Source organism: Streptomyces sp. Inha503 (assembly GCF_047215865.1).
Lineage (GTDB): Bacteria > Actinomycetota > Actinomycetes > Streptomycetales > Streptomycetaceae > Streptomyces > Streptomyces lycopersici.
In genome coordinates this window covers 10,718,158-10,740,134 of the sequence record NZ_CP178360.1, presented here as the reverse complement: position 1 = coordinate 10,740,134, position 21,977 = coordinate 10,718,158, and the positions used below count along the sequence as shown (strand labels likewise).

The 21,977-nt window shown below is 71.5% G+C and carries 16 protein-coding genes; 8 read left to right on the top strand and 8 right to left on the bottom strand.

The window, feature by feature from the left end; all coding sequences use genetic code 11:
• On the bottom strand, window positions 1-912 hold the full coding sequence (locus ACJX2R_RS44720) for an alpha/beta fold hydrolase (RefSeq protein WP_413104760.1): 912 nt from the start codon (window positions 910-912) through the stop codon (window positions 1-3).
• Window positions 913-1,026: 114 nt separating this feature from the next.
• On the opposite strand from ACJX2R_RS44720, the gene ACJX2R_RS44715 reads away from it, so the two are divergent.
• Window positions 1,027-1,644 carry a TetR/AcrR family transcriptional regulator gene (locus ACJX2R_RS44715; RefSeq protein ID WP_413104759.1) on the top strand — a complete coding sequence of 206 codons (618 nt, stop codon included), beginning with the start codon at window positions 1,027-1,029 and terminating at the stop codon, window positions 1,642-1,644.
• Between the two features lie 365 nt (window positions 1,645-2,009).
• A complete protein-coding gene (gene gndA / locus ACJX2R_RS44710) occupies window positions 2,010-3,464 on the top strand; it encodes an NADP-dependent phosphogluconate dehydrogenase (protein WP_413104758.1) in 1,455 nt (484 codons plus the stop codon).
• A gap of 126 nt (window positions 3,465-3,590) precedes the next feature.
• Here the strand turns inward: gndA and ACJX2R_RS44705 are convergent, their stop codons facing one another.
• Both ACJX2R_RS44705 and ACJX2R_RS44700 read right to left on the bottom strand, forming a co-directional pair.
• Complete coding sequence (locus ACJX2R_RS44705; protein ID WP_413104757.1) at window positions 3,591-4,934, bottom strand: MFS transporter; 1,344 nt, start codon at window positions 4,932-4,934, stop codon at window positions 3,591-3,593.
• A 77-nt stretch (window positions 4,935-5,011) separates the two neighbouring features.
• Window positions 5,012-6,163 (bottom strand): XdhC family protein, encoded by a 1,152-nt coding sequence (locus ACJX2R_RS44700; RefSeq protein WP_413104756.1) that lies wholly within the window; start codon window positions 6,161-6,163, stop codon window positions 5,012-5,014.
• Window positions 6,164-6,213: 50 nt separating this feature from the next.
• Between ACJX2R_RS44700 and ACJX2R_RS44695 the strand changes: the two genes are divergently transcribed.
• The 5 genes from ACJX2R_RS44695 (at window position 6,214) to ACJX2R_RS44675 (ending at window position 11,622) form a co-directional block, all read left to right on the top strand.
• Window positions 6,214-6,801 (top strand): (2Fe-2S)-binding protein, encoded by a 588-nt coding sequence (locus ACJX2R_RS44695; RefSeq protein ID WP_413104755.1) that lies wholly within the window; start codon window positions 6,214-6,216, stop codon window positions 6,799-6,801.
• The gene (locus tag ACJX2R_RS44690) at window positions 6,798-7,799 is read left to right on the top strand and encodes an FAD binding domain-containing protein (protein ID WP_413104754.1); all 1,002 of its coding nucleotides are present in this window, start codon (window positions 6,798-6,800) and stop codon (window positions 7,797-7,799) included. Before ACJX2R_RS44695 ends, ACJX2R_RS44690 begins: the two co-directional genes overlap by 4 nt.
• Entirely contained in the window at window positions 7,796-9,958 is a 2,163-nt protein-coding gene (locus ACJX2R_RS44685; RefSeq protein ID WP_413104753.1) for a xanthine dehydrogenase family protein molybdopterin-binding subunit, read from the top strand. Before ACJX2R_RS44690 ends, ACJX2R_RS44685 begins: the two co-directional genes overlap by 4 nt.
• A 10-nt stretch (window positions 9,959-9,968) precedes the next feature.
• Window positions 9,969-10,616, top strand: coding sequence for a TetR/AcrR family transcriptional regulator (locus ACJX2R_RS44680; protein ID WP_413104752.1), 648 nt, complete (start codon window positions 9,969-9,971; stop codon window positions 10,614-10,616).
• 82 nt (window positions 10,617-10,698) lie between these two features.
• Window positions 10,699-11,622 carry a lysozyme gene (locus ACJX2R_RS44675; protein WP_413104751.1) on the top strand — a complete coding sequence of 308 codons (924 nt, stop codon included), beginning with the start codon at window positions 10,699-10,701 and terminating at the stop codon, window positions 11,620-11,622.
• Window positions 11,623-11,633: 11 nt separating this feature from the next.
• On the opposite strand, the gene ACJX2R_RS44670 is transcribed toward ACJX2R_RS44675, so the two are convergent.
• From ACJX2R_RS44670 to ACJX2R_RS44660, 3 genes are all read right to left on the bottom strand, one after another.
• Window positions 11,634-12,242: an extensin gene (locus ACJX2R_RS44670; protein WP_413104750.1), complete on the bottom strand. Its 609-nt coding sequence runs from the start codon at window positions 12,240-12,242 to the stop codon at window positions 11,634-11,636.
• Window positions 12,243-12,413: 171 nt separating this feature from the next.
• Window positions 12,414-13,664 (bottom strand): acyltransferase family protein, encoded by a 1,251-nt coding sequence (locus tag ACJX2R_RS44665; protein WP_413104749.1) that lies wholly within the window; start codon window positions 13,662-13,664, stop codon window positions 12,414-12,416.
• Window positions 13,661-15,955 (bottom strand): glycosyltransferase, encoded by a 2,295-nt coding sequence (locus tag ACJX2R_RS44660; protein WP_262697701.1) that lies wholly within the window; start codon window positions 15,953-15,955, stop codon window positions 13,661-13,663. The genes ACJX2R_RS44665 and ACJX2R_RS44660 overlap by 4 nt, the downstream gene beginning before the upstream one ends.
• Before the next feature lie 815 nt (window positions 15,956-16,770).
• On the opposite strand from ACJX2R_RS44660, the gene ACJX2R_RS44655 reads away from it, so the two are divergent.
• Window positions 16,771-17,949, top strand: a complete 1,179-nt coding sequence (locus ACJX2R_RS44655; RefSeq protein ID WP_413104748.1) for an FAD-dependent monooxygenase — start codon at window positions 16,771-16,773, stop codon at window positions 17,947-17,949.
• Window positions 17,950-18,213: 264 nt separating this feature from the next.
• Here the strand turns inward: ACJX2R_RS44655 and ACJX2R_RS44650 are convergent, their stop codons facing one another.
• Window positions 18,214-19,068 (bottom strand): ABC transporter permease, encoded by an 855-nt coding sequence (locus ACJX2R_RS44650; RefSeq protein ID WP_413106110.1) that lies wholly within the window; start codon window positions 19,066-19,068, stop codon window positions 18,214-18,216.
• A 5-nt stretch (window positions 19,069-19,073) separates the two neighbouring features.
• Window positions 19,074-21,878, bottom strand: coding sequence for an alpha/beta fold hydrolase (locus ACJX2R_RS44645; RefSeq protein ID WP_413104747.1), 2,805 nt, complete (start codon window positions 21,876-21,878; stop codon window positions 19,074-19,076).
• Between the last annotated feature and the right edge of the window lie 99 nt (window positions 21,879-21,977).

Here is a 21,977-nt window from a genome sequence, read left to right as displayed (position 1 = left end):
TCAGTCGACGGAGGCCATGAAGTTCAGCATCCTGCGGTTGGTCTCCTCCGCGTGGTCAATCTGCGGCCCGTGGCCCGTGCTGGAGATGATCTCGGCTCGAGCACCGGGGACCAGGCGCGGCACACGCTCCGCCTGCCGCTGCGGGTGCACGAGGAGGCTTCGCTTGCCGAGCACCAGATAGAGCGGAGTCCGGATCGTGGACAGCTCATCCTCGGAAAGGGGGAGCGGCGCCGGACGGCGTATGCGGTAGGCGCGAACCGCCGTTCTGATCATCGTGCGCAGTTCCGGCACGACGAGGACCGGCTGTTCGAGCCAAGCCGCCAGTCGCGGGCGGAGCGCCTTGGGCGCGCAGGTCGCGAAGAGGCTGGCGAAGATCCAGACGAAGAAGCGCAGTCCTACCTTTTCCAGGCCGCCGGGGTCGAGCAAGGTGACCGAGGCGAGGCGACCGGGCCTGCGATGCGCCTGGTTCAGGGCAAGCCAGCCACCGTAGGAGGAGCCGACGAGGTGGACGCGGTCGAGGCCGAGTCCGGCGAGCGTCTCGTCCAGCCACTGTGCGGCGCGTTCGGGTTGGTGGATTGGCTCGCGCTGCACACTGCGGCCGGGATCACCCGGGGTGTCGATCGCGTAGACGGGGCGGTCCGCGCTGAGGGCGGGGGTGTTCGGGTACCACATGGCGGAGCAGGAGCCCGCCCCGTGCACCAGGACGACGGGGGTGCGGGATCGGGCGGCCTCGTTCGCGGGGCCATAGCGGTAGACGTGCGTGGTGCCGAAGGACGTCTCCACGTCCTCTTCCGCGAGGGCGGGCGCCCCCAGTGCGTAAACCGCATCGCAGGCCGTGAAGTAGCGCTCCCGCCAGGCATCGCTCACATAACGGCCGACATCGGCCTGGGTTCGGGTAGCGGTTTCGGACATGGCCACCTCCGGCGTTCAGGTTTTGTGATACGAACGTACCACGAAGCTGGTACAGCTGTATCATCAAAAGCCCCATGGGAGCCGTAGCAGGAACGACGAGCGGAGTACCGGCCGATGCCCAAGCGCGTGGACCACGCAGAACGGCGCACCGAGATCGCCGAGGCCCTCGTCCGGGTCGCCGGCCGACGCGGGCTGCATGCCGTCGGGATGCGCGAAGTGGCGGCGGAGGCGGGCGTATCACTGCGGCTGGTGCAGTACTACTTCCAGACCAAGGAAAAGCTGCTGCTCTTCGGGCTCGAGCTGCTGGCGGAGAGATTCGGGGAGCGGGTCTCCGCCCGTGTACGGGCCGCCGGGGACAGTCCAGGTCCGCGCGCGATGGTCGAGGCGCTGCTGATGGCGGCGCTGCCGACAGACGACGAGAGCCGCACCTTCCACCACCTCTACACTTCGTACGCGGTTCTGGCCGTGAACGACCCGGCGCTCGCAGCCCAGCCCTTCATCAAGAACCCTGATGCCGCCGAAGACGCCCTGACCGAACTCCTCCGGCAGGCGCAGGAAGCGGCACTGCTTGAGCCCGGTGTGGACCCACAGTTGGAGGCAGTCGGCCTGCTTGCCATGTCTGCGGGACTCGGCACCAGCATCCTCGTCGGCCAGCGCAGCCCGGAGTCCGCGACCACAGTCCTGGACCACCACCTGAACCGAATCTTCCGCACCGGTGATGTCGCGAGTTGATGGGCGGCCATATACACCCTGTCGAGCCGATCTCACTACCAAGGCGCAGCCCTCACGGAAGCTCGGTCACAAGCAACCGTAGCGGTCAGTACCCCCCGTACCGGGAGCACCGGTTCACCGCGCTTCAGCTGGAGACGCACCCGCGCATCACACCCCTTGTGGAGATCCCACAATCCCGCTCATCGCCCGGGTGGGAGAGAAATGACACGCCCCGGGGTCATTCCCCGGACACTCATCCGCCGTCCCGCACATCGTGCAACTATGGCCGGGCGATATCCGGCTGATCGAGGGGGAAGATCCCCGCTCCCCTCGGCGTTGCTGCCTCGCATAAGGATTCGATGCGCGTGACAGGAGTGGAACACCGTATGCCCAGCCCTTCCAGCGCCCAGCCGACCGCCCAGATCGGCGTCACCGGGCTCGCCGTCATGGGTAGCAACCTCGCCCGTAACTTCGCCCGGCACGGGCACACCGTCGCTCTCCACAACCGCACGTTCGCCAAGACCAAGGCGCTGATGGAGGAGCACGGCCACGAGGGGAACTTCGTGCCGGCCGAGAGCGCCGAGGAGTTCGTCGCCTCGTTGCAGCGGCCCCGGCGGCTGATCATCATGGTCAAGGCGGGTGCGCCCACCGACGCCGTCATCGAGGAGTTCGCACCCCTCCTCGAAGAGGGCGACGTGATCATCGACGGGGGCAACGCCCACTTCGAGGACACCCGGCGCCGGGAGAAGTCCCTGCGCGAGCGCGGGCTGCACTTCGTGGGCACCGGCATCTCCGGCGGCGAGGAGGGCGCGCTCAATGGGCCCAGCATCATGCCCGGCGGTTCGGTGGAATCCTACAAGTCGCTCGGGCCTCTGCTGGAGAGCATCTCCGCCAAGGTGGACGGCACCCCGTGCTGCACCCACATCGGCCCGGACGGCGCCGGCCACTTCGTGAAGATGGTGCACAACGGCATCGAGTACGCGGACATGCAGCTCATCGCCGAGTCGTACGACCTGCTGCGGCGGGCGCTCGGCATGTCGCCGGGTGAGATCGCGGAGGTGTTCCGCACCTGGAACGGCGGCCGGCTGGAGTCGTATCTGATCGAGATCACCGCCGAGGTGCTCGGGCACACCGACGCCGCCACCGGCAAGCCGTTCGTGGACGTGGTGCAGGACCAGGCCGAGCAGAAGGGCACCGGCCGCTGGACCGTGCAGACCGCGCTGGACCTGGGCGTGCCGGTGAGCGGGATCGCCGAGGCGGTGTTCGCCCGTTCGCTGTCCGGCCACGCGGATCTGCGGGACGCCTCGCAAGGGCTGCCGGGGCCGTCCGGCAAGGGGCTCTCGGGGGCCGCCGCCGAGCGGTTCGCCGACGATGTCGAGCAGGCGCTGTACGCCTCGAAGATCGTGGCGTACGCGCAGGGCATCCACCAGATCGAGGCGGGCAGCCAGGAGTACGGCTGGGACATCGACCCCGGGGCGGTCGCGCGGATCTGGCGCGGTGGCTGCATCATCCGGGCGCGGTTCCTGAACCGGATCACCGAGGCGTACGCCAAGGAGCGCAAGCCCGTCACGCTGCTGACCGACGGCCACTTCGCCGAGGCGCTGGGCGCGGCGCAGGACGCCTGGCGCCGGGTGGTGGCCACCTCGGTGGAACTGGGCGTCCCGGCCCCGGGCTTCTCGGCGGCGCTGGCGTACTACGACGCGCTGCGCTCGGAGCGGCTGCCCGCCGCGCTGGTCCAGGGGCAGCGGGACTTCTTCGGCGCGCACACCTACCGGCGGGTGGACCGCGAGGGTTCGTTCCACACGCTGTGGGGCGCCGACCGCGACGAGCGTACGGCCTGAGGGCCGCGACGGCCGTGCTCCCGCCCGGGGTTCCGGCGGGGGCACGGCCGTCGTGCGTTCACCCGTCCGCGCGTGGCCGCGTCGTCAGGGCGTGTGGCGGCGCAATCAGGGCCCGTGGCGGCGCAATCAGGGCGTGTAGCGGCGGAAGGCGGGCACCGCTACGGCGAGCCCGAGTGCGCTGACGGCCACCAGCAGCCCGCCCGCGGCGACCGCCGCACGGGCCCCGAAGAGGGAGCCCGCGGTGCCGTGCAGCAGATCGGCGATGCGCGGGCCGCCCGCCACCACCACGGTGAACACGCCCTGCATCCGGCCGCGCATGTCGTCGGTGGCGGCCGCCTGGAGGATCGTCCCGCGGAAGACCATCGAGACCATGTCGGCCACGCCCGCGAGGGCGAGGAAGGCCACCGCCCACCACAGGTTGAGGCTGAGCCCGAATCCGGTGATGGCCACGCCCCAGGCCACCACGGCGGCGATGACCATCAGGCCGTGGCGGCGGGCGCGGGAGAAGGTGCCGGACAGCAGACCGCCGGCCACCGCGCCGAGCGGGATCGCCGCGAAGAGCAGGCCGAGCGCGAAGCCCTCGCCCCAGGGCGCGTAGGTGTGCGAGGCGAGTTGGGGGAAGAGCGCGCGGGGCATGCCGAAGACCATGGCGATGATGTCCGCGAGGAAGGACATCAGCAGGACGCGGTGGGTGGCGATGTACCGGAAGCCGTCGGCCACATCGCGCCATCCGCCGCGCCGCGCGCCGCCCGTGGCGCCCTCGGTGAGGGGCGGCAGGGCGGGCAGCCGCCAGACGGCCCACAGGGTGACGCACAGCGCCACGGCGTCGATGAGGTAGAGCGCGGGCAGGCCGAGGACGGGGATCAGGGCACCCGCGAGCAGCGGGCCGAGGATCATGCCGGTCTGGGCGACGGTGGACTGAAGGGCGCTCGCGGCGGGCAGTTCGTCGGCGGGGACGAGACGGGCCACCGAGGCGTTGCGGGCCGGGGAGTTCATGCCGAAGAAGCCCTGCTGGGCGGCGAGCAGCACGATGAGCACCGCCACCGAGTCCAGACCGGCGAAGGACTGGGCCCAGAACAGCACCGAGGTGACGGCGATGCCGACGTTGGTGACGAGCATCAGGGTGCGCCGGTCCATCCGGTCGGCGACCACCCCGCCCCACAGGGCGAAGACCACCAGCGGGATGAGCCCGGCGAAGCTTGCGTAGCCGACCCACGCCGATGAGCCGGTGATGTCGTAGATCTGCTTGGGCACGGCGACGGCGGTCAGCTGGCTGCCGATGGCGGTGACGGTGGTGGAGCTCCACAGCCGGCGGAAGGGACGGTGACGCAGCGGCCGGGTGTCCATGACCCAGCGGCGCCAGCCGGGTCTCGGCCGCGGGGCGGGAGCGCCGTCCCCGGCGCCGGGGACGGCGTCATCGTCGGCGGCAGTGGGTTCTATGTCGTCGTCGCTGCTTCGAGCGGTCTCCACGGCTGGTTCGATTCCTCCTACATCCATTCGGGCCGGGAACCATTGTGACCATCCCCGCCCCGGGCCGTGGCCGCGTCTCAGCCTCCGGCCGCGGGCCGCATCGGCTCCTGACCGTGGATGCTGCCGCTGAGGGAGGTCAGCCGGGTGCCGCTGCCGCCCCAGCGGTCGGCGATGATCTCGGCCGCGATGCTGACGGCGGTCTCCTCCGGGGTACGGGCGCCGAGGTCCAGGCCGATCGGTGAGGCGAGTTGGGCCAGCGCGTCCTCGCCGAGTCCGGTGGCGCGCAGCCGGCGGAGCCGGTCGTCGTGGGTGCGGCGGGAGCCCATGGCGCCGACGTAGGCCAGCGGCAGCCGCAGGGCGACCTCCAGCAGCGGCACATCGAACTTGGGGTCGTGGGTGAGCACACAGACCACCGTGCGTTCGTCGATCCGGCCCGCCTCCGCCTCGGTGCGCAGATAGCGGTGCGGCCAGTCGGTCACCACCTCGTGTGCCTCGGGGAAGCGCCGCGGGGTGGCGAAGACCGGCCGGGCGTCGCACACGGTGACGTGGTAGCCGAGGTACGCCCCGATCCGGGCCATGGCCGCCGCGAAGTCCACGGCGCCGAAGACCAGCATCCGCGGCGGGGTGGCGTGGACCGAGACGAACAGGGTGAGTTCCTCGTCCATGCGGACGCCGTCGTAGCCGTAGGCCAGGGTCTCGGTGCGCCCGCCGGCCAGCAGTCCGCGGGCGTCCTCGGCGACGGCCGCGTCCAGCCGCCCGGAGCCGAGGGATCCGGAGGTGCCCTCGGGCCGTACGACCAGCCGGCGGCCCAGCCGTCCCTCCGGGTCGGGCCCGTCGACGGCCACGCAGATCACCTCGGCCACCGGCTCCCCGGCGGCGACCGCCTCGGCCACCTCGCCCAGTTCGGGGAAGCCCGTGGGGTCGATCCGCTCCACATAGACATCGATGATCCCGCCGCAGGTCAGCCCGACCGCGAAGGCGTCGTCGTCGCTGACGCCATAGCGCTCCAGCACGGGCCTGCCGCTGTCGGTCACCTCCTGGGCCAGTTCATAGACGGCGCCCTCGACACAGCCGCCGGAGACGCTGCCGATCGCCGCGCCATCGGGGCCGACCAGCATGGACGTCCCGGGCGGCAGCGGCGAGGAGTGCCAGGTCGCCACCACCGTGGCACGGGCGAACGGCTCGCCCTCGCCCCACCATCGGTGCATCTGCGCTACGACGTCCCGCATGGAATCCATATCTCCTCGCCACGGATGTAAGAGGTTGATACATTCAATGTATGAGCCTCTCACATCACTCACCGAGTAGCGACATCACCTTGCGGATCAACGGCACGTCCCACTCCCTGACCATCGACAACCGGACGACCCTGCTCGATGTGCTGCGCGAGCGCCTGGGGCTCACGGGCACCAAGAAGGGCTGCGACCACGGTCAGTGCGGGGCCTGCACGGTGCTGGTGGACGGTGAGCGGGTGAACAGCTGCCTGATGTTCGCCGTGACCGCCGAGGAGCGCGAGATCGTCTCCATCGAGGGCGTGGCGGCGCTGTCGGACGGCGGGGAGCTGCACCCCGTGCAGCGCGCCTTCCTCGACCACGACGGGCTCCAGTGCGGCTATTGCACCCCGGGCCAGATCTGTTCCGCCATCGGGGCACTGGGCGAGGCCGGGCGCGGCTGGCCCAGCCATGTCACCGAGGACACCGCCACCGGGGTGGCCGATGTGTCGGCGCTGGACGCGCGGGAGGTGCGCGAGCGCATGAGCGGCAATCTGTGCCGCTGCGGCGCGTACAACGGGATCGTCGAGGCCGTGCTTGAGGCCGCGGGCGCCCAAGGTGCCCAGGACACGGCCACCGTCGGAGGCGCCCGATGAAGGAGTTCGCCTACGCCCGCGCGGGCGACGCCGCCGAGGCGGCCACGCTGATCGCCCAGCGCCCCGATGCCACCTATCTCGGCGGTGGCACCAATCTGGTGGACCTGATGAAGCTCGGCGTCACCGACCCGGGTCTGCTCATTGACGTCTCCCGGCTGCCGTACGACCGGATCGAGCACCGCGAGGACGGCTCCGCGCTCATCGGCGCCACCGTGCGCAACGGCGCGCTGGCGGGCGATCCGGGCATCCGCGAGCGCTTCCCGCTGCTGTCCCAGGCGCTGCTGGCGGGGGCCTCCGGGCAGCTGCGCACGGTCGCCACGGTGGGCGGCAATCTGCTACAGCGCACCCGCTGCGGGTACTTCCAGGACGTGACCAAGCCGTGCAACAAGCGCGAGCCGGGCACCGGGTGTCCGGCGATCCAGGGTGCCCACCGCGATCTGGCCGTGCTGGGCACCTCCGACCACTGCGTGGCCTCCCACCCCTCCGACATGGCGGTGGCCCTGGTGGCGCTCGACGCGGTGGCACACGTGCGGTCGGTGGACGGCGGCTCGCGCACCGTTCCGGTGGCGGAGCTGTATCTGCTGCCCGGCGACACACCGCACCGGGAGACCGTCCTGGACCACGGCGACCTCATCACCGCCGTGGAGCTGCCCCCGCCGCCGCCCGGTGCCCGGATGCGCTACCGCAAGGTGCGCGACCGCTGGTCGTACGCCTTCGCCCTGGTGAGCGTCGCCACCGCGGTGTCCGTGGCCGAGGACGGCTCGCTGCGGGACGTGCGGATCGCGCTCGGCGGGGTGGCGCCGCGGCCGTGGCGCGCCCGGATCGCCGAGGAGCGGCTGCGCGGCGCCCGGCCGGACGAGGAGACGCTGCGCGAGGCGGCGAGGGCCGAGCTGGCCGAGGCGCGGCCGCTGCCCGACAACGCCTTCAAGGTCGACCTGGCCACTGATCTGATCGTCGCGGGCGTCCGCGACCTCGTCGCGAGGAGTGATCGCGCATGACCACCGTCGAACAGAGCGTCGGCGCCCCGGTGACCCGGGTCGACGGCCTGGACAAGGTGACCGGCGCGGCGCGCTACGCCTATGAGTTCCCCACCCGGGACGTCAGTTACGTCTGGCCGGTGCAGGCCACCATCGCCCGCGGCCGGGTGACGGAGGTGGACCCGGCCCCGGCGCTGGCCCTGCCCGGTGTGCTGACGGTGCTCGACCACACCAGCGCCCCGCGGCTGAACGCGGAGGCGGAGGCGAGCGCGGACCTCTTCGTGCTCCAGTCCCCTCAGGTGGCGTACCACGGCCAGATCGTGGCCGCCGTGGTGGCCACTTCGCTGGAGGCGGCGCGCGAGGGCGCGGCGGCGGTCCGGGTGGGCTATGAGCGGGAGCCGCACGATGTGGTGCTGCGCGCCGACGACGAGCGGCTGGAGATCGCCGAGACGGTGACCGACGGCAGCCCCGGCCTGGTGGAACGCGGTGACGCCGATGGCGCCTGGGCCACCGCCCCGGTGCGGGTGGACGCCACGTACACCACTCCGGTGGAGCATCCGAGCCCGATGGAGCCGCATGCCACCATCGCGGTGTGGGACGAGGACCGGCTGACGCTGTTCAACTCCGACCAGGGTCCCTATATGAGCGCGCAGCTGATGTCCGCGCTGTTCGGGATCGAGCTGGGTGCGGTTGAGGTCGTGGCCGAGTACATCGGCGGGGGCTTCGGGTCCAAGGGCATTCCGCGCTCGCCGACGGTGCTGGCGGCGCTCGCCGCGCGGGCCGTCGAACGGCCGGTGAAGATCGCCCTGACCCGGCAGCAGATGTTCCAGCTGATCCCCTACCGCTCCCCCACGATCCAGCGGGTGCGGCTGGGCGCCGAGCGCGACGGCCGGCTGACGGTGATCCAGCACGAGTCGGTGCAGCAGCGCTCGGCCCAGGTGCCGTTCGCCGACCAGACGGTGTCCTCGACGCGGATGATGTACGCGGCGCCCCACGCCCGTACGACGGTGAAGGTGGCGCCGCTCGATGTGATGACACCGGCCTGGTTCCGCGCCCCCGGCCACACCCCGGGGATGTTCGCGCTGGAGTCGGCCGTGGACGAGCTGGCCGGGGCACTGGGCATGGACCCGGTGGAGCTGCGGATCCGCAATGAGCCGGAGACCGACCCGGAGAGCGGCAAGCCGTTCAGCAGCCGCAATCTGGTCGCCTGTCTGCGCGAGGGCGCGGCCCGCTTCGGCTGGGAGCGCCGCGATCCGGCGCCGGGGGTCCGGCGCGAGGGGCGCTGGCTGCTGGGCACCGGTGTGGCCGCCTCGCACCACCCGGACTACACCTTCCCCTCCTCCGCGGTGGCGCGCGCCGAGGAGGACGGGACGTACCGGGTGCGCATCGGCGCGGCGGACCTCGGTACGGGCGCTCGTACCGCCCTCACCCAGGTGGCGGCGGACGCGCTCGGCATTCCGCTGTCGCGGCTGCGGCTGGAGATCGGCCGTGCGTCGCTGGGCATGGCGCCGTTCGCGGGCGGTTCGCTCGGCACCGCCTCATGGGGCTGGGCCGTGGACAAGGCGTGCCGTGCGCTGGTGAAGGAGCTGGACACCTACGGGGGTGTGGTCCCGGACGGCGGCCTGGAGGTGGTGGCCGACACCGTCGAGGATCTGGAGCGGCGGGCGGATCTGTCGCGGCACACCTTCGGGGCGCAGTTCGCCCAGGTGCGGGTGGACGGCGACACCGGTGAGATCCGGGTGGACCGGATGCTGGGCGTGTTCGCGGCCGGGCGGATCGTCAATCCCCACACCGCGCGCTCGCAGTTCCTCGGGGCCATGACGATGGGTCTGTCGATGGCGCTGCTGGAGATCGGCGAGGTCGATCCGGTCTTCGGCGACTTCGCCAACCATGATTTCGCGGGCTATCACATCGCCGCCCACGCCGACGTTCCGCGACTGGACGTGGTGCTGCTGGAGGAGGACGACAACACCACCAATCCGGTGGGCGCCAAGGGCATCGGTGAACTGGGCATCGTGGGCGCGGCGGCGGCCATCGGCAACGCCTTCCACCATGCCACCGGAGATCGGGTGCGGGATCTGCCGATCCGCATCGAGCGCTCGCGGGACGCGTTGCGGGCCGCGCGGGGCGCCGAAAGGCGCAGGCCAGGGGCGGGTGAGCCGGAATCACGGGTCGGGTAGGGTCACCCGAATGGCACCCACCCCGAAGGGACGCGCCACCTACCACCACGGCGACCTGGCCGCAGCGCTGGTGCAGACGACCCTGGAGATCATCGACGAGGTCGGAGTGCGCGGCTTCTCCGTGGCGGAGGCCGCGCGCCGCACCTGTGTGAGCCCCGGTGCGCCGTACCGTCACTTCGCCGACCGTGACGCGCTGCTCGCGGCCGCCGCCCTGGAGGTCTCGCGGCGGCTGCGGGCCATCTACCTGGACTCGGTGGCCGACGTCGGGTCGGCCCAGGAGCGGCTGGCGACGGTGGCGGGCACCTTCGTGCGCACGGCGGCCCGCTACCGCGGCGGGCTGGACATCCTCTTCGCGCCGGGGCTGCGGGCCACCCATCCGGAGCTACGGGACAGCAGCAGGGAGTTCGTGGATCTGCTGCTGCCGAGCGCCTTCGAGGTGGTCGCCCCGGGCGAGGCCGCGGTGACGGCCGTGGCGTTGCTCGACGCCTTGCACGCGCTCGCCCGCGGCTATGTCGCCCAATTGCTGGAAGGGAAGTTCGGCGATCCGGATGACGTGGTCGAGGAGGTCGCCATCCGGGCGACCCGGGCCGCTAGGGCGCTGGTGGCGGGCTACGGCGTGCCGTCCGGGCCGGTCGGCGAGGAGGGCCGGGACCGCTGACGGAGGGACAGAATTTCCCGTTCCGCTTCACGTTCTTCGTTCGGCGCGCATACCGTCGATGCGGAACGGATCGGAGGAACAGATGTCCCTGAAATCCGGTAAGAGCCTGTGTCGTATCACAGGCTCCAAGGGCGCCCACCGGGCGCCTTCGCGTCTGCGCTCGCCCTACGCCATCGGCGGACTGGGAGTGGCGGTCAGCGCCGCCGTCCTCGCCACCCTCGTACCGGCCACGGCCTCGACGACCGACCCCGACCACGACGCCGGCAACGGCCCGGCCCCCGCGGCGTCCGTCCCGCACCCCGAGCGGGACTGGATGGGCTCGACCATCGCCCGCCACGAGAAGACCGACCCCGGCGCCACGCCCCGGGCCACCAGAGCGGCCTCGGTGGAGGGCGTGGACGTCAGCGACCACCAGGGTTCGGTCGACTGGGCGGCCCTGTGGGACGACGACGTCCGATTCGCCTACGTCAAGGCCACCGAGAGCACGACGTACAAGAACCCCTCGTTCGCCTCGCAGTACAACGGTTCCTTCCAGCAGGGCATGATCCGCGGCGCCTACCACTTCGCCCTGCCGGACCGTTCCAGCGGTACTCGTCAGGCGGACTTCTTCGTCGCCAATGGAGGCGACTGGTCGGACGACGGCAAGACCCTGCCGCCCGTCCTGGACCTCGAGTACAACCCGTACGGAGCAACCTGCTACGGACTGACCGACTCCCAGATCGTGAACTGGATCGGTGACTTCACCGCGCGGGTCAAGGAGCGCACCGGACGCCAGCCGGTGATCTACACGACCTCCGGCTGGTGGCAGACGTGCACCGGCGACAGCGCCGCCTTCGCCGACCGCAACCCGCTGTGGCTGGCGCGGTACGCGGCCACCCCCGGGCCGCTGCCGGCCGGCTGGAAGACCCACACCCTGTGGCAGTACACCTCGAGCGGACCGCTGGTGGGTGACCACAACCGGTTCAACGGAAGCCTGGCGGGCCTCAAGGCGCTGGCCGCGGGGTGAGGTGGCGGCGCTCAGCCGCCGAGCACACCGCCGACCCCGCCGAGCACCCCGTCCAGGGTGTCGCCGACACCGTCCACCAGCCCGCCCACCAGGCCCTTGTCGTGGTGGCCGCCCTGACCGGGGGTCTGCGACGGCTGGCCGGGCTGCTGCGACGGGGTGGTCGGATCGGCGCTCGGGGTCGTCTCGCTCGGTGAAGAGGGCGAGGAGGGCACCTGGTCGTTCCGCTGCGCGGGGGCGGTCGGCGCCATGGTGGGCGCGGCCTTGGAGGGGGCCGCGTCCGGGGTGGCCGGTGCGGCGTGCCGCGGCGTGCCGCCGCTCCGGTCCGAACCGCCGCCACCGGGGGTGGCGGCGTCGGTGTGGTCGGAGATCGGCTTCGGCTTCGTGGACTCGCTGGGCGAGACATGGCTCTGCGAGGGCGAGTGATCGGCGGTGGGCTCGACCTCGTCCGGCGCCTGTGCCTGCTGTGCGTTCACATCGGAGCGGGCCTCGACGGACTTGTCACCGCCGAGCGTCGAGTGGAGGCCGAAGGCTATGGTTCCGGCCACTCCGAGGGCGGTGGCCGCCTTGAGCGTCGTGGTACGCGCCTGCTGTGCGGCGGTCGGTCGGCTGTGTCGACCCATTTCGCTGGTCTCCCCGTTATGGCATGTGTTGGGTGGGGTGCCCCGGAAGCCCCGATTCCCAGCGGAACTGATGTCCGACGCACACGTGTTACAGAGTAAAGAACGAGCCAGATGATAACCACCGTCCCCCGGTGTACGGCCACCCGTGCACCGGGGAACGTGTGTTCCTGGCTAGCGCGCGGCCTCCGGGTAGAAGTCGCGCGGACGGCCCTTGCCGTCCTTGAGCTTCCCGAGCAGGCTCGCCGGGTACTCGATGGCCCAGTAGCTCACCGCGGCGGCGGCCACGGCCACCACCAGCACGATGACCACGGCCAGCGGGAAGCCCGACTGGCCGTCGGGCGGCAGCAGCCCCGCGTTGTACAGGCCCAGCATGATCGGCTCATGCCAGACGAAGAGGCTGTAGCTGGCGAGGCCGACGCCGGTGAGCCAGCGGGCCGTGAGCCATGAGTGCCACCGCCCCTGCCGCCGCACGTGGATGGTGCTGTACAGCAGCAGCATCCACAGCAGGGCGGACAGCGGATGGTAGAAGGTGGTGGGGAAGTCCTCCGCCTCCGTACCGGAGTAGGACAGCAGGTACAGCCCCACGAGGGCGGCCGCCCGCAGCGGGATCGCCACCTTCGCGTCCAGCCGTCCGCGGTCGCCGAGGGCGATCATCGCCACGGCGAGGCCCATGCCCGCCGCGAACCCCCCGAAGCGGGCCTGCGGTCCGAAGTACACCGGCCATTCGGTGTGCGGGATGTCCAGTCCGTAGCGGGCGACCGCGATCCAGATGAACGGCCCGATGTACAGCAGGGCACAGCCCACCGCGCACACCGCCACCCGGGATGCCCTCCGGCGCAGCGGACGGCAGGCGCGGACGGCCAGCGGGCCGAGCGCCACCAATGCCACATAGAACATGATTTCCAGCGACAACGACCAGGTGGGGCCGATGGTGTAGAAGATCTGTTCCTGGTCGAAGACCTGGGTGAAGGTGAGATGGTGCAGCAGATCGGACCACTCGCCGGGCAGGGTGGGGTTGCGGGTGGCCCAGATGAACGTCACCGCCAGGAAGTACAGCGGGACGATCCGGATGGCCCGCCGGAAGAGGAACACCCGGCCGGGGCGGGTCGAGCCCCCGTCGATCGCCGCCCGTGCGTAGGACAGCGTCAGCAGGTACGCGGACAGCACGAAGAAGAGGTCGATGACCTCCAGCGACACCAGCGCGTTCGCGTACCGGTTGGGCACCGGTGAGTGGGCGCCGTCCCGGTCGTAGGTGTAGTACTGCTGCCAGACGTGGAAGACGACGGTGAGGAGCGCCGCCACTCCCCGCAGGCCCTGGATCTCCTGGCTCATCCGGTTCCGCGAGGGCGCGCCCTTGGCGGGCGTGCCGTTGACCGCCCGGGGCGCGGTGGTGGGCGCGATGGTCGTGGACACCGTGCTCATGTCCGCTTCACCGCCTTGTCACCGGGGCGCGGGGTGACCCGCCACTGGCGGTCCCGCAGCACCTCCTTGAGGAGCGACTGCCGGGCCACGATGTTCTTGAAGTGGCTGTAGAAGACGGTGGAAACCACCAGATACCGCCAGAACCACGCCTTGCGGCGGCGCAGTTCGGGCACCGCGAGCCGCCACGCGAACAGCGCCTGCACCAGCCCGGCGGACAGCGTGAACAGGGTGGCCAGCAGGCAGACCGGCACCGCCCAGTCGAGATGGTCCACTCCCCCGGCCCGCCACGCCGAGTACAGCAGTACGGGCAGGATTTGCAGGGTCAGCCACGGCTGGATCTCCCGCCACCCCAGCAGCACCAGCAGCCCCGCCTTCTGGCGGGTGGTGAAGGCCGGGGAACGCAAGCCCCGCCACAGGTACTTCAGCGACACCTGGAGCCAGCCCTGGGCCCAGCGGGACCGCTGGTTCCACAGCGCCTTGAGGGTGGTGGGCGCCAGTTCGCGCGAGATGAGCGTGCGGTCGGTGGCGATCCGGGCGCCCTCGTGCAGGGCGCGCATCGTGGAGTCGATGTCCTCGGTGAGCATCGTGCCGTGCATCCGGGTCCGGGCGAGCAGATCGGTGCGCCAGAAGCCGTTGGAGCCGCCGAAGACACCGAAGGTGTAGAGCCGGGTCCGGCCGGGGTGGCTGACGGCGTAGATGGCCTCGAACTCCACGCCCACCAGCTTGGAGACCCAGGAGCTCTCGCCGTTGCGGATCACGCAGTGGCCCTGGACCACGTCGTAGCCATGGGACAGCCAGTGCCAGGCGTGCTGGAAGGCGTCGGGCACCGGGTGGTGGTCCGCGTCGAAGATGCCGACGAACTCACCGCGCACCCGGGTGACCGCGGCGTTGACGTTCTGCGCCTTGGAGGTGCTGCCCGCCACCGGCATCAGCACCAGCCGCGGGTCGCGGCGGGCCATCTCGCGCAGGGTCTCCTCGACGGGCATGGGGTGCGGCGTGTTGTACGCGAGCACGATCTCCAGCTCGTTGGGGTAGTCCAGGCGCAGGAAGGACTCGATGGTGTCGACGATGGTCGCGGCCTCATTGGGCAGATACGCGGCGATGACGGCACTGGCCGGTGGATACGGCTGCGCGGGCCGTTCGGGCCGGGGTTTGGCGTCGAGCGAGAAGAGGCACTCCAGCACGATCAGCGCGGCGGAGAGCACCAGGCCGGACACCACGACCCAGTACGCGGCCGAGCCGACGTCCCAGCCCAGTTCGTACATCTGCTGGTAGAAGACGAACGGTATGCCCACCCCGAAGAGGAGCACCAGGACGGGCGAGAGCGCCGACAGCAGGGTGCGGAGCGCGGTGGCGAGGGTACGGCGGCTGCGCCGGTGGGTGCCGCGCATCCACGCCGCGTACTTGACCGGTCGCAGATCCCGGTGGCGGATCGACTCCTCGACCGCGTTCCGGGCGTTGGCGACGGCCTGGGCGCGGTCCGCGCAGTCGGCCAGCGGGGTCCATCCGATCGCCGGGGTCAGCCGCACGTTCTCATCGGCGACCACGAAGCGGGTCCCGGCCACGGCGTTGGCGAAGCTCTGAAGTTCGCGGCGCGCGGTGTCCTCGTCCACACCGGGCATCAGCATCAGCAGATGGCCTTCGTCGTCCCAGCCGAGCCGGTCGCAGACGCCGCCCAGCTTCTCGGCCACTCCCGCGAGACGTTCGGCGACCTCACGGCGGACCCGCGGCCCCAGCCGGGCCTCGAGGGCGGCGATCTCGGCCACGCCCACCATGGCGACGACGCCACCGGTGCGGCTGTCGTCGACCCGTTTGAGCTCCCGGTCGAGCTCGCCCAGGAAGTGGGGCTGGGAGTACAGGCCGGTGCGCGGGTCGAGCAGCAGGTTCTCGACGGGGACCGGGACCCGGCGCAGCTTGGCCTCGATCCGGGCGGAGAGCTCGACGGGGTCGGAGGTCTCCGCCACGCAGTCGTCGGCGCCGCCACGCAGCATGTCGGCGACGCCGGTGGGGCGGGGGTCGGAGGTGACCATCAGCAGGGGGAGCGCCCGTCCCGCGGGGACGGCGCGGACCTCGCGTATCAGGTCCAGTCCGTCGTCGGCGTCGTCCAGGGCGACGATCGCGTCCGGCGGGGAGTGCCGCATCTGTCGGCTGACGTCGCCGGGCTCCGCATGGCTCACCTCATGCCCGGTGGAGACGAGTGTCCGTGTCAGCCGGTCGAGCCTGGGGCCCGGTTCGCCAACCGCCAGCACATGCCCGCTCGGTCCCGCCACGTCGCCGCGAGCGGCGGGCACGGGTTGCTGGGGTTCGCGTGATCGTGGGTGGTGCGAAGTAAGCACCTCAGGGGTTCCTTTCGTGGGGGGTGCGTCACCGAACGGGCCGTGGGCACGCGGACGTTCCGGCCGGGTCATGCGAGACCACGTGGCCGGACGGACCATGTGGCCGGACGGACCACATGACCGGGCAGACCACGTCGTCATGACAAACCACGTGGCCATGACAGACCGCGTGGCCATGGCAGACCACGTGGCCCGCAGGCATGTGCACAGGGGCAGGTGCCTACGGGCAGGCCGGAGGACGGCGTCGCCGGGAAGTCCGGGGCGATCCGCCGTTCGGTGAGTGGTGAGAGGCGGCTACGCCGCTACCGTGGCCGATCCGCGCGGGGAGAGGTGAGATCTCCGGCGGGGTCTCGGACAGACGGGCACGACGGCGGTGGGGATCACGCGGACGTGCTCCAGCGAATTGCGCATTAGGTCCCATCCTGTTCGGATCGTGGGGGGCGGACCGAACGTCACCAGTGCGGGGCGACCGATCTTTTGGGCTGACCGGTCGGAATCCCCAGTCTCATCGATCACTACGGAACCACACAACACATCGAAGTAACACTCTCATTAACCGATGAGAGAGTTCCGTTCGTCCACCGATCGACCCCGGCCACGCCCAACTCCCCCGCGACGCCGGTGTGTCGGCGCCCTGTCGGCACCGCGTCGGCGGCTCGTCGGCGCGTCATCGGCCCGGCGTCGGCGCCGCGTCGGTGCGGTGTCGGTGGCTCCGGCCAGTCTTTTTCGAGGCACCACATTCGGTGGTTGAATTCGGAAGGGACATCACCATGCGGAATGCACGGGTTCTGATTTCCGGGGCCAGTATCGCCGGGCCCGCGCTCGCCTACTGGCTGGATCGTTATGGCTTCCAGGTCACCGTCGTGGAGCGCGCCGCGCGGCCGCGCCCGGGTGGGCAGGCGATCGACGTACGGGGCCCGGCGCTGGAGGTGTGCGAGCGGATGGGCGTGCTGGAGGAGATCCGGGCGCACCGCACCGGGCTGCGCGGTATGTCGATGGTCGACGACGACGGGAAGGAGTTGTTCAGCACCACCGAGCGGACCGCGAGTGGCGGGGATCTCAACAGCTCCGACATCGAGATCCTGCGGGACGATCTGTCCTCGGTGCTGATGGCCGCGGGCGGCGACGGGATCGAGTACCTCTTCAACGATTCGATCGTCTCGCTCGTCCAGGGGCCCGACGAGGTGGCGGTCACCTTCCACCGGGGCGGTGCCCGCGCCTTCGACATCGTGGTGGCGGCCGACGGGGTGCACTCCTCCACCCGGGCGCTGGTCTTCGGCCCGGAGGAGGACTTCCTCCGCCATCTTGGGGGCTATCTGGGCGTGTGGACGGTGCCGAACTATCTGGGCCTCGACCGCTGGGAGGTCATCTACCAGATGGCCGGGGACGTCTGGGGCGGGATGATGATGAGCGTCCGCGACAACACCGAGGCCCGGGTCTACATCGGCATCGACTCCGAGGAACCGCCCGGCACGCTCCTCGGCTCCCGGTCCGTCTCGGAGCAGAAGCAGCTGGTGGCCGAGCGGTACCGGCACGCGCGCTGGGAGATGCCACGGCTGCTGGAGTACATGTGGGGGGCGCCGGACTTCCACTTCGACGCGGCGGCCCAGATCCACATGGACTCCTGGTCCCGTGGCCGGGTGGCCCTGGTCGGCGACGCCGGCTACTGCGGCTCGCCGGCGTCCGGGCAGAGCACCAGCGTGGCCGTGGTCGGCGCCTACGTCCTCGCGGGCGAACTGAAGGCCGCGGGCGACCACACCGCGGCCTTCGCCGCCTACGAGCGCGAGCTGCGGGGCTATGTGGCGGCCAACCAGCAGCTCGCCCTGGACAACATGGCCCGGAAGGGGGCGCGGGAGTCGTCGGCCGGGCAGGAGCCCGACACCAACCCGACCAATATCGACAACAGCTTCTACGAGGTGGTCAACTCCTACACCCTCAAGGACTACTGACCCGGCCCGGCCGCCGTGGCAGGGGCAGCAGCCGGAGCCAGGTCGGGAGCCGTGGCCGGGCTACGGGGTCCGGCGGATCTTGACGCCTGCGGCGAGCCGCTCCCCTACCCGCCCCTTCCCGTAACGAGGGGCTTCGCCCCCCGACCCCGGGGTCTGGGGGCAAAGCCCCCCACGCGGCGGAGCCGCATATCGTCAGGTGCCGGGAAGGGACGGGTAGGGGAAAGCTTCGACATGCGGCTCCGCGCGTGGTCCGCCGGACACCCCCTAGGACACCACGTCCTTGCGGCCGAAGCCGCGGAAGGCGAACGCGACGAGCACCAGGGCGTACGCGACGGACACCGAGACGCCCTTCAGCATTCCGCCCCACTCCATGTGGGGCTGGAGTGCGTCCGCCCACGCGAACTGCCAGTGCGCGGGCAGGAAGTCGCGCCACGAGCCGAGCGCGGTGACCGCGTCCAGCACATTGCCCACGATGGTGAGCCCCACCGCGCCGCCCACCGCGCCCAGCGGCGCGTCCGTGACGGTCGAGAGCCAGAACGCCAGGGCGGCCGTGACCAGCTGGGACAGGAAGATGTACAGCACCACCAGGGCCAGCCGGACGAGGGCGTCCCCGACCGGCAGCTCACCGCCCGTGGGCATCCGCAGCGGCCCCCAGCCGTACGCCACGGTGCCCACCGCGAGCGCGACCAGCGGCAGCAGCACCATGGCGGCCGCGCTGAACACCAGGGCCACCGTCAGCTTGCTCACCAGCAGCCGGGCCCGGGGCACGGGCGCGGCCAGCAGGTAGCGCAGCGAGGACCAGCTGGCCTCGGAGGCCACGGTGTCGCCACAGAACAGCGCGACCGGCACCACCAGCAGAAAGGCGGCCGAGACAAACAGCGCGGTGGCGGCGAGGTTGGCGCCGGAGGCGGTGGCCGTGGTCATCAGGGTGACCCGGTTCTCCCGCCCCTCGGGGGTGCCGCCGATGGCGAACGCGATCACGAGGACGAACGGCAGCAGGGCCAGCACCAGGCCCATCACCAGGGTCCGGCGACGGCGCAGCTGCCGTACGGCCTCGACCCGCAGCGGCAGGGTGTGGCCGGCCCGGTAGCCGGGCGCGACCTCGGTGACCCGGGACAGGGAGCTCACGCGGATCCTCCTCCGATCAGCGTCAAGAAGGCGTCTTCCAGGCGCCGGTTGGGCCCGAAGCTGGTCACCGGGACCTCCAGCCGCACCAGCTCGGTGAGCAGCCGCGCCGGGGTGGTCCCGTCGAGCTGGACGAGCAGCCCGTCGGCGGTGCGGCCGGCGGAGGCGACCCCGGGCAGCGCGCCCACCTTGCCCATCAGGGCCTCGCTCAGCTCGCCGTCGTGGCCCACCAGCACACTGCCGCCGTTACCGGTGATCTCGCCTACCGGGCCGGCCTGGATCAGCCGGCCGCGGTCCATCACGACCAGATGGGTGCAGGACTGCTCGACCTCCGCCAGGAGATGGCTGGAAACGATCACCGTACGCCCCGCGGCGGCGTACCGGATCATCACCTCGCGCATCTCACGGATCTGCGGCGGGTCGAGGCCGTTGGTCGGTTCATCGAGGATCAGCAGATCGGGCAGGCCCAGCATGGCCTGGGCGATGGCCAGCCGCTGCCGCATGCCCTGGGAGTAGGTGCGTACGGCACGCTCCAGCGCGCTGCCCAGGCCCGCGATTTCCAGGGCCTCCTCGATATGGGCGTCGGCGGCGGGGCGGCCGGTGGCCCGCCAGTACAGCTCGAGGTTGGCGCTGCCGGTCAGATGCGGCAGGAAGCCCGCCCCCTCCACGAAGGCTCCGACGCGGGAGAGCACGGGCGCGCCGGGCCTGATGGCCTGGCCGAAGACCCGGATCTCGCCGTCGTCGGGGGCGATGAGCCCCATCAGCATCCGCAAGGTGGTGGTCTTGCCCGCGCCGTTGGGCCCGAGGAGCCCGAGCACCTGCCCCTTCTCGACGCGGAAGGACAGATCGCGCACCGCGTAGCGGTCGGCGGACTTGGCGTAGCGCTTGCTCAGACCTGTGATCTGAAGGGGCACGTCGGCCAGTTCGGGGTCGGGCGGCGGAGTGGCCGTACGCCGCCTGCCGGTCAGCAGCAGCGCGAGCGCCACCACGGCCGCGCCGAGCGGCAGCCCCCACACCCATGCGGGCAGCGGGGCGGGCTGGGTGTGCACCCCGGGCGCGGTGGGCACCGTCAGACCGCCGTCCGCGAGCCCGACGGTGTAGGTGGCGGGCTCGTCCGGGGAGGCGTAGCCGAGGTCGGTGGAGGCGAGCACGAGCCGCAGCCGGTGTCCCGCGATGAGCTCGTGGTCCACGGCGGGCAGCCGCACGGTGACCGTACGGCCCTGTTCGGCGCCGTTGACGCGCAGCGGCGCGACCAGTTGCTCGGGCAGCACCTGCTGTCCGTCCGGTCCCACGTCGTAGACCTTGGCGAAGAGTACGGCGTCGTCCGTGTCGGCCTTGACCCGCACCTTCACCTCGGGCGATCCGGTGATCCGCAGGGGCCGGTCCAGCGGCTCCGAGTCGAACCGGGCGAACTGGCCGGGGATGTCGAGGGACAGGCCGACGCCGAGCGAGGACGCCTGGGACAGCCCGGCGATACCCGGCACGGTGGAGATGGAGGGCGGCCCCGCCCCGGGCGGGTTGGCGAACGACTGCTCGCGTCCGCGCAGCGGCACCTTCCGGCCGCCGTCGCCGAGGCCGGGGTAGCGGTCGCCGGTGGCGCCGCGCAGCTGGACCGCGCCGTTGGTGGTGTCGATGCCGCCGGTGCGGCTGACCCGGAAGGCGGGTCCGGTGTCGGTGTCCTTGTCGCCCTTGAGGTAGCGGTCGAACCAGGCGTCGGTACGGGCCGCCACCCGGGACGTCTCGCGGTCGCCGCCGTCATGTCCGCCGGCCGTCCAGTCGACGGCGACCGGCTCCCCGTTGGCGCGGATCGCCTTCGCCATGGCGTCGGCGTGACCGAGCGGGAAGAGGGAGTCGGCCTGCCCCTGGAGGATCAGCGTGGGGACCTTGATCCGGTCGGCGACGGCGGACGGGCTGCGGGCCTCGAGCAGCCGGCGGGCGGCGGTGTCGGGCTTTCCGGCGACCGCGACCCGCTCGTACATCTCGCAGAGCTGCTTCTCGAAGCGACCGCAGCCCTGGCCCCGGTCCGTCCTGGTCTCTCCCCCGCCGTTGGTGTCTCCCGGGTCCGCCGGGGCTCCTTGGCCCGTCCCGCCGCCTCCGCCGCCCTGGCCGCCCTGACCTCCTGGGCCCATCCCCCCGCCTGAGCCTCCCGCGCCGCTCGTGTCGCCCTGGCCGCCCTGGCCACCGCTGAGGTCGGCCGAGCCGGTGGTGAAGAACAGCCCGGCCCAGAGCTTCTTGTAGACGCCGTTCGGGAACAGCGCGTCGGCGAGGTTCCAGTAGGTGATCTCGGGCGCGATGGCGTCCACCCGGCGGTCGTATCCGGCGGCGAGCAGGGAGATCGCCCCGCCGTAGGAGGCGCCGGCGACACCCACCCGGGGGTCGCCCTGGCGGTCGAGCCGCACCTCGGGACGTTTCGCCAGCCAGTCGATCAGCCGCCGGACGTCGGCCACCTCGTGGTCCGGGTCATTGAGCCCGATCTTCCCGGTGGATCTGCCGAAGCCACGCGCCGACCAGGTCAGCACGGCGTATCCGTCGCGGGCGAGTTCCTCGGCGTGGTCGCGTACGTCCTCCTTGCTGCCGCCGAAGCCGTGGCCGAGCAGGACCGCGGGCCTGCGGCCGGTTCCGGCGGTGAAGTACGAGGTGTCGATGCGCGCGCCCGGCATGTCCAGCACGCGGTCCTGGCGGTGCACGGCCGGCCGGTCGCCGGAGGCGGCGACCGCCCAGGTGCCCGCGCCCGCGAGGAGGACCGCGGCGGCCACGGCGGCGACCAGGCGCCGGCCCCTCGGCCGGGTCTTTCGGAGATCCATGTCTGAAACCCTAAGAGGAGGAGGCAAACGCCGTGGCTGACACCAGACGGATTCTCGTCCACTCCCCGGGGAGTACTCGGACACCGTCCGTACACCCGG